5 protein-coding genes are annotated in these 8,772 nt (G+C 44.0%); 4 read left to right on the top strand and 1 reads right to left on the bottom strand.

What is annotated here, in order from left to right; all coding sequences use genetic code 11:
• The 4 genes from yjfF to AACQ17_RS02570 form a co-directional block, all read left to right on the top strand.
• Nucleotides 1–737, top strand: a 737-nt coding sequence (gene yjfF, locus AACQ17_RS02585; protein WP_094167638.1) for a galactofuranose ABC transporter, permease protein YjfF, incomplete at its 5' end; no start/stop codon positions are given.
• A 179-nt stretch (nucleotides 738–916) separates the two neighbouring features.
• Nucleotides 917–2,059, top strand: coding sequence for an exonuclease SbcCD subunit D (locus AACQ17_RS02580; RefSeq protein ID WP_094147335.1), 1,143 nt, complete (start codon nucleotides 917–919; stop codon nucleotides 2,057–2,059).
• Nucleotides 2,059–5,100 carry an AAA family ATPase gene (locus AACQ17_RS02575; protein ID WP_094147334.1) on the top strand — a complete coding sequence of 1,014 codons (3,042 nt, stop codon included), beginning with the start codon at nucleotides 2,059–2,061 and terminating at the stop codon, nucleotides 5,098–5,100. Before AACQ17_RS02580 ends, AACQ17_RS02575 begins: the two co-directional genes overlap by 1 nt.
• Before the next feature lie 154 nt (nucleotides 5,101–5,254).
• Nucleotides 5,255–7,306 carry an ATP-binding response regulator gene (locus AACQ17_RS02570; protein ID WP_013868489.1) on the top strand — a complete coding sequence of 684 codons (2,052 nt, stop codon included), beginning with the start codon at nucleotides 5,255–5,257 and terminating at the stop codon, nucleotides 7,304–7,306.
• Between the two features lie 86 nt (nucleotides 7,307–7,392).
• Here the strand turns inward: AACQ17_RS02570 and cqsA are convergent, their stop codons facing one another.
• Nucleotides 7,393–8,574, bottom strand: a complete 1,182-nt coding sequence (gene cqsA / locus AACQ17_RS02565) for an alpha-hydroxyketone-type quorum-sensing autoinducer synthase (RefSeq protein ID WP_017050024.1) — start codon at nucleotides 8,572–8,574, stop codon at nucleotides 7,393–7,395.
• Between the last annotated feature and the right edge of the window lie 198 nt (nucleotides 8,575–8,772).

Raw genomic sequence — 8,772 nt, 5'->3', positions numbered from 1 at the left:
ACGTTGCACCAGCCATTGCTATTCCTGCTGTTTTAATGTTAGGCGCTCTATTTGGAGCGATGATGGGCTGGCTGATCCACACCCTGAAAATTCCAGCATTCATCATTACTCTTGCCGGAATGTTTTTCTTACGCGGTGCCAGTTTTTTAATGTCTGAGCAATCATTACCGATTGATCACCCCGTGTTTCATTCTTTGTCACGTATGTCATGGAAGGTGGTAGGGGGAGGCCGATTAAGTTTACTTGCTGTCATCATGTTAGTGGTGGTCGCCGCAGGCATGCTGATCGCTCACCGTACGCGTTTTGGCAATAATGTGTATGCGATTGGAGGTAACACTACTTCTGCGGAGTTGATGGGTGTACCCGTGAAGCAAACGACGATCGGTATCTATACGTTATCGACCCTCATTGCGAGTATTGCTGGTGTCGTATTTTCTATCTACACATCTGCAGGTTATCCACTAGCCGCTGTTGGCGTTGAGTTGGATGTAATCGCTGCGGTTGTTATTGGCGGGACACTACTTTCAGGAGGGGTTGGAACTGTATTTGGCTCGATGTTTGGCGTGCTGATACAAGGACTTATCCAAACCTACATCACCTTCGATGGGTCGCTTAGCTCGTGGTGGACAAAAATTATCATTGGAATTTTATTGTTTAGTTTTATTGGGTTACAGCGTCTGCTGATTATTTTTACGCGCAAGCAGAGAGTTAAGGCGAACTTATCGGTACAGTCTTAGTGGAGCAGTATTAGGCCTTCCATTTTTTGTTGAAGGTCTAAGCATATTCCGCAACTAATATAAGTCGTTTCAGCCGTCAATTTTTTCGATGAAGTGGTGTTTTTCTCGATCTTACGTCGCTTTTCTTGGTTAATCGCGTATTATGAAGCACTTTGATTTTCGGTATTTTTAGGGTTGGAATGAAGTTTCTTCACACCTCTGACTGGCATCTCGGTCGACAATTTCACAACGTTTCTTTATTGGATGATCAGCGCGCAGTACTCAATCAATTGATTGAGTATCTGCAGTGTAATCGGGTGGATGCTTTAATCGTCGCCGGAGATATCTACGATCGTTCAGTTCCACCGACTGCAGCCATTGAATTGATGGATGATATAGTCAACCGCGTGTGCAACGAGCTTTCCATCCCCTTAATTATGATCCCCGGTAACCACGACGGGGCGAAGCGTTTAGGCTTTGCGGCCAAGCAGATGCAACACTCGGGCTTGCACATTATTAGCAATTTTGAACAGATGATGCAGCCTGTGGTACTAAAATCAGCCATTGCTGGTGAAGTGGCATTTTATGGTATGCCTTATAACGACCCTGAAGTCGTTCGCCACCACTTTGGAGAGGCCGTAACCAGTCATGATGAAGCCCATCAATACCTTATTGAGAAGATTATATCGCAGTGGGATCCGTCACAACGTCACGTTATGATTAGCCACTGCTTTGTTGATGGCGCTATCGAATCTGACTCTGAACGTCCTTTGTCCATTGGCGGATCTGATCGTGTCAGTCATCAGCACTTTGTGCCCTTTGACTATGTTGCGCTCGGCCATCTGCACCAACCGCAGAAAAAAGGGGAAGAGTATATCCGTTACTCTGGCTCTCTAATGAAATACAGCTTTTCAGAGCAGCACCACAAGAAAGGAGCGACCTTGGTTGAATTTGATGAACAAGGTTTTGCCAGCGCCACGCATGTGCCACTGACTGCTCCTCATAGCATGCGTATTATTGAAGGTGAGTTGCTGGAGATCATCGAGCAAGGCAAAACAGACCCACACAACCACGATTATCTGTTAGTTCGTCTTACCGACAAACACGCGATACTGGACCCGATGGAAAAACTGCGTCAATCCTACCCCAACGTACTGCATTTAGAAAAACCGGGCATGTTGGTGGGAGTTGATCAAACAATGGGGCGTGCACGTTTGGCACGCGGTGAGGTGGATATGTTCCGCGATTTTTTCTTAGAAGCTAAGCAAGAAGCGTTAACCGCAGCGCAAGAGCAAGCGGTGATCGACGTCATTCAAGCCCTAAAGCCGGGGGCCCAAGCCTAATGCGTCCAATACAATTGACCCTGCAAGCATTTGGCCCCTTTGCTCATAAAGAAGTGGTGGATTTTACCGCCTTGGGAGCCTCACCGCTATTTTTGATTAATGGTCCAACCGGAGCGGGCAAAAGTTCACTGCTCGATGCCATTTGCTACGCTTTGTATGGTGAAACGACGGGCAGTGAGCGCACTGGTGATCAAATGCGCTGCGACTACGCGGACCCGCACACGCTCACCGAAATCAGCTACCAGTTTGAGCTTGGCGGGCGAATCTACCAAGTTGATCGCTCGCCCGACCAAGAAGTGCCGAAAAAACGCGGTGAAGGCTCAACAAAAAAATCCCATGCCGCTAGCTTGTTTGAATGGGTCGATGGCGAAATGAAATTGCTTGCTAACAAACCCAATCCCGTCGGTAAAGCCATGGTGGAATTGATCGGTTTAGATGTAAAACAGTTTCGCCAAGTGATGGTCATCCCCCAAGGGAAATTTCGTGAATTACTGACTGCCAACTCCAAAGAGCGGGAGCAAATCTTTGGTCAGTTGTTTCAAACTCACATTTATAGCCAAATTGAACGAGCGCTGTTTGAGAAAGCCGCGGGGATCCGCAAAGCGAAAGAAGAATTTGATCACCAAATTAAAGGCGCATTGGATGTCGTGAACGCAACTAGCGAGTCACACCTTGAAACGTGTATTGCTGAGCTGTCACCCCAATTAACGGCCGCTCACGCAACGTACCTAGATGTCCAGCAAAGGTTTGATGCAGCGAGCAGCGAGCAAAAAGCGGCGCAAACCCTTGCTAAACAATTTCAAGAGCAGCGTCAACTCGTGCAACTTAAAGCCGATCACGATGCACAATCGTCAGTCATCGATGCGGTAAAAGCTCAAAGGCATCAAGCCTTGCAAGCTACGCGCTTAGATTCACCCTATTACGAATTACAATCGTCACAACGTCAGTTAGAAGCGGCCAACCAAGCAAAAGTCGAAAAAGAACAAGCGCTTACACAGTCACAACTGCAGTGGCAACAAGCCAAAGCGGCTCAAGAAGACGCGGCAGAAAAAGTCAAAATAGTGCCGAATCTGATGCAACAAATTTATGACTTAAACCTAATCAAAACTAAGCTTGTTGAACGGGAGCATCATCAAAAAGCGCTGCAACAAGCCTTACGTGAAGTGGAGCTCGCGACGCAAAATCGCCACAACTTGCACACCGCTGTTGAGCAATTTGAACAGCAAATTATGCTTAAGCGTCAAGAGTGCGAAAGAGCCAACCAACAGTTGGCTGAGTTAAAAGGACAGCGCTTAGAGCTTGAAACCATCAAACAGCAGATTGATCGCTTATTAAAGCTGCAGCAGCTTGAACAGCGTTTAGCCACAGAGCAAGCTGCACTGAGCTATAGTCAGCAGCAGTTTGATTTGGCACAGTACGCAACGTTGGACGCGAAGCAGCAAGCCGATAAATTAGAGCTGATTTGGCACACCAACCAAGCCGCCGAGCTGGCTCGAACCTTGGAGCAAGGCGACGAGTGCCCGGTGTGTGGCAGTTGCGATCATCCTAAATTAGCGCGTTATGCCGGAGAAACGGTGACTAAGGCGCAAGTGCAGCAGGCAAGAGCGATACAGCAAAACAAACTGGCCACAGAGCAAGAAACGCTAAAACAGCAACAGCAACGAGCGACCCAATACGCACGGCTTGAACAAGAGATGGCAAGTTTGAGGGAGTCATTATCTGGAAATACGCAAAGTTTAGTACAACTGCAGCAAGCTCAAAGCGATCTTGAACATTCCATTGCTCATCTTGAATCGCTCAATCCAGAGCAATTAGCTCAACAATTGGCAAAATTAGAACTGCAGTTAGCACAAGCTAAGCAAAATGCTGAAACGCAGCAGCATAAAGTCGAACAGGCCACCCTGACGGTTGCCAAAGAGCAGACCGAAGTTTCTGCCTTAAGCCAAGGGATCCCGGAGTCGTATCAAGACAGTTTGCATTTGCACCAATCTTTAACCCAGTTAGAGCTGCAATTGGCCAATCTCAACCATTTAGATGCGGAAACTAAAGCGCGCTTCAATCAAGCGAACGCTGATTTTTCTGGTGCGAAAGCGGCGTTGGCGGCGGCGGTCGAACACCAGATTCATTGGCAAAATGCGTTTACGCAGTCACAGCAGCAGTGGCACAGTGCGCTGATTGAGAGCCAGTTCGACGATACTGAGCACTATTTACAGGCGCGTTTATCTTCGCAGCAGATCGAGCAGCTTGAAAAGCAGATCAAACAATTTGACGAAAAAAGTACGACGTTAAACGCTCAGCTTCAAACATTAGCCAGTGAGCTGAGTGAAAAAAGTGAGCCCAATCTTGCTGAGTATGCAAGCGCGGTCAAGGCTGTAGCCATGTTACAGCAAAGCGCATTGGATCAATGGAGCACGTTACGGTCTAAAATGGATGCCTTAACCAGTGTGAAAGAAAAAATCGCTATTTTACATATAAAAAATGAAGCCTTAGAGCAAGAGTATCAAGTATTTGGGACTTTGAGCGATATCGCCAACGGCAAAACAGGCGCCAAAGTGAGTTTGCATCGCTTTGTTCTTGGCGTGCTGTTAGATGATGTGCTGATCCAAGCCTCAATGAGGCTGCAGATCATGAGTAAGGGGCGTTACCTGCTCAAGCGTAAAGAAGATCGCGCCAAAGGTAATGTGGGTTCAGGGCTTGATCTGATGGTCGAAGATGGCTACACCGGAAAATGGCGAGATGTGGCGACCTTGTCTGGTGGTGAATCTTTTATGGCGGCGTTGTCATTAGCGCTGGGTTTATCGGATGTGGTGCAATCATACAGCGGCGGTATTAAACTGGATACACTGTTCATCGATGAAGGTTTTGGCAGTTTAGATCCTGAGTCATTGGACTTGGCGATTCAAACCCTTGTCGACTTACAACAAGGAGGCCGAACGATCGGCATCATTTCTCACGTGAGCGAGCTGAAAGAGCAAATAGCCTTACGCATTGATGTCGATGTGGCGAGAAATAACGGCAGCTCAATAAGACTTGTTGCATAATGAATGGGAATGTGGTCTATCTTGTGCTAGTTATTAATAGGTATGGCGTGATGAGTGTAACTGACTTCGACGCTTTCAAAAAAACAGGTTATGCACAGTCAGGCTATGCACAATTATGATTATAAAAATGAATGTATCAGTTTGGTAAGGTTACATGGACGTAGTAAAAAAAATATACCAGTACGCTGAGCCGAACCTCACCCTTGTGGGATGGATGGGGTTCATTGGTTTTCCCCTTTATTATTACGTGTGGACTTATCTCTTTCCACAACCTTATGAAAGTATGGAGTTACGGGCGATTTGCGCCATTTTATTTGCGGGGATTATTTTTCGCAATTCAACGCCGAAACATTTACAGCACTACTTACCTTACTATTACTTGTTTTCAATAGGATTTTGTTTGCCATTCTTCTTTGGCTACATGATGCTGATGAACGATTGGTCAACGATCTGGGCGATGTCGTTCATGGCGTCTATTTTCCTCCATATCCTCTTAGTCCACGAAACAAAAGTCATGCTGATTCAAGCCGCTATTGCATTAGCATGTGCTTACTTTGTGACTTATGGCGTAATGGACGCGGAACTGCGAGTGATGGTGGAATGGCCGTACGTACCGATTTTTCTATTTACTTACATTTTTGGCAACCTGTTCTATTTTCGTAACCAAATTGAACATGAAGCGAAGGTGTCGATTGCCAAGTCTTTTGGCGCAGGGATTGCGCATGAAATGAGAAATCCATTAAGTGCGTTAAAAGCGTCAATTGAAGTAATGGGTTCAGTATTGCCCAATCCTACGGCATCCAAATCAGAATCTTATACGCTACCGTCTAAAGATTTAGAGCTGATTGCTGGGCTATTAAGAGATGCTGATGAAGTCATTCGCTCCGGTAATGAGACCATTGATTTACTGTTAACCTCGATTGATCAAAATAGGGTCTCAACATCGACCTTTAAAAAGCATGCTGTAAAGCCTGTTATAGAAGAGGCACTGCGCAGTTTTTCTTATAAAAGACCAGAAGACAGGCAGGCAGTGACTCTTAAGGTGGTGGATGACTTTGATTTTTTAGGCAGCAGTACACTGTTAAAATACGTGCTCTACAATCTACTCAAGAATGCGTTCTACTATCAAAATAACGATATGTTTAATATCCATATAACCTTGAAATCAAGTGAGAATTGCCACCAAATTACAGTGAAAGACAATGGTGTTGGTATTGAACCTCATTTGCTGGACGATATTTTTAAAGACTTTTATACCTTCGGTAAAAATGGCAGCTATGGTCTGGGGTTACCCTTTTGCCGTAAAGTAATGCATGCTTTTGGAGGGGATATTATCTGCCGTTCTGAACTTGGAGAGTGGACGGAGTTTACTTTAACGTTTCCCGAGTATGATTCGCAAGCCGTCGCTAATATTAAACTCGATCTAATGAAGGCGAAATCTCTGCTTTATATTGGCAAAACGAGCATAGTGAATCGTTATCTCAGTGAGAAATCGTTCTATCTTGGTTTCCAGCTTAATGTCTTAGAGCCTGAGAGTGCTTTGCGTCGAGAAGAGTTTGAATTTGAATTTGATCTGATCTTTGTGGATCTGCAAACGTTGGATGAAACGCCGGATTACTTAACCAAACTGGAACCTAAACTGCATTTTACACAAGCAAAAGTTTGCTATTTATATGACCAAAATCAGCGTTACGCGCTGACGATGGAGCGTCATTTAACCATTTACCCAATTGAAAAGCACAAATTGTTATTGGATGGATCGGCGATTATTGATGAACTACTCTTTGAAACGGAAGAGCTTATTGCCGATAAAAATGTTATCCCGTTAAAACAATATGATTATGAAAAACGAATTTTGTTGGTCGATGATAACCACTCCTTACGTAGCTTCACCGCTCTGTTGCTAGAAAAGCAAGGGTATGAAGTACTGCAAGCGAGCGATGGGGAATTAGCATTACAAATGTTGGCCAATAATTCAATTGACTTGGTGTTAATGGATATTGAAATGCCGATTATGGATGGTATTTCGGCCACTTTATCTATCCGTTCATCCACCGCTTCTTACAGTAAAGTGCCTATTATTGGGCACACGGGTGACAATAGCCCTTCAACGATAGAAAAAATCCGTACATCAGGAATGAATGATTACGTTTTAAAACCAGCGGATAAAACGCTATTGTTAAAAAAATTAAGTCACTGGATTTAATAACCCTAGGTAAACCCTAGGGTTATTCCTTACCTTATCCTTCTTATTTGAGATTGTATCATTGGTTTAGTATGTCGATGCGTGACTTACTTGAAATAGAGACTGCTATCATTTTGGGCCCTTTCACACACGGTTAATATGGTGTCAATTTGTGAGTCAGTGACATTACTATTTAACGAAAGCCGAATAATGTTTTTATTCTTTGAAGTGGCAGGCCTGCAAAAAACAGCACCAAATATTTGATTCTCTTCTAAATAATCGCGAACTTTTTCTGTATTTCGTTCATCTCCGGTTTCTAGCGCTATGATTTGGGACTCACTTCGTACGCTTAGCCCTATACTATTTAGTCCACGACGTAGTGTGTGTGCATTGCGGTGCAACTGAGTTCTTTTAGAATCGGCTGATTTGATAATGTCCAATGTCGCTTCTAACGCTTCGACTTCATAAGGCAAAATAGTTGAACTAAAAATAGCGGGATAACCCACAAAAGGGATACAGTGATTCACATTATTATTCGCCCAAATAGCGCCAGCGCGATACGCGAACGTTTTCGCAAGGCTAGCTGTAATAAAGTCAACCTCTGCTGTTAACCCTAATTCACTGACAAGTCCGGCACCTTTTTCGCCATGTGTGCCAAGTGAATGCGACTCATCAACTAAAATGGCGCATCCATACTCTTTGGCGATAGTGACCAAATCGGTGAGTGGTGCAATCGTACCGATAGTGCTGTAAATCGAATCAACCACAATGAGCCCTGGGCCGTGTCGAGCGATCAGTTTTTGCAAATGATCACAATTATTGTGCATGAATGGGTGAATATTGGCATTAGCGTAACGAGCACCTTCCCACATTGACATGTGAGCAAAAAAATCAATGTAGACGTTACTTTGTGGCCCGCACACGGCTTGCAACAAGGCAGTATTAGCATTCCATCCTGATTGAGAAAGAAGGCAACTATCAAAGCCTACAAATTCTGCAAATTTCGTTTCTAATGAAGGTTTAGACTCTTCATCTTGTAGAAAAATAGCGGACATGAAAACACTATCATGTGTTTTATCGATGGCATTTTTCAGCCGTGCTTTAATTAATGGATGATCAGCCAAGCTTAAATAATCATTACTTTGTAACACTATGTCGTTTTTTGTTGGCCTTTTCCCTAGGACTAGGTGTTTCCCGTTAGCATTTGCATTAATCAAATCATTGATAAAATAGTCAATTCTAGATTGTATAGAAGCCGGTAGTTCGTGTTTCCACTTACGTGAATTCATGGTTATATCCTTTATATGTTTTTAATTAAATGCCAGCTGACAAAGGATATATTGAATATTAATTTAAAATTGTCACGAGTGAGTTTTTATTATTTTGGCTGCTATTGCAAATTAAGGTATAGTGTCTTTTATATTGTTCGTCATTGCCTAGGCTTATCCAGCCCTAATTAATTTTTAATTAAAGATAAATATTAGATT

This window comes from Vibrio sp. V10_P2A27P122 (genome assembly GCF_963874335.1).
In the GTDB taxonomy this organism is placed as follows: domain Bacteria; phylum Pseudomonadota; class Gammaproteobacteria; order Enterobacterales; family Vibrionaceae; genus Vibrio; species Vibrio anguillarum.
This window is presented reverse-complemented; position numbering and strand designations above follow the sequence as displayed.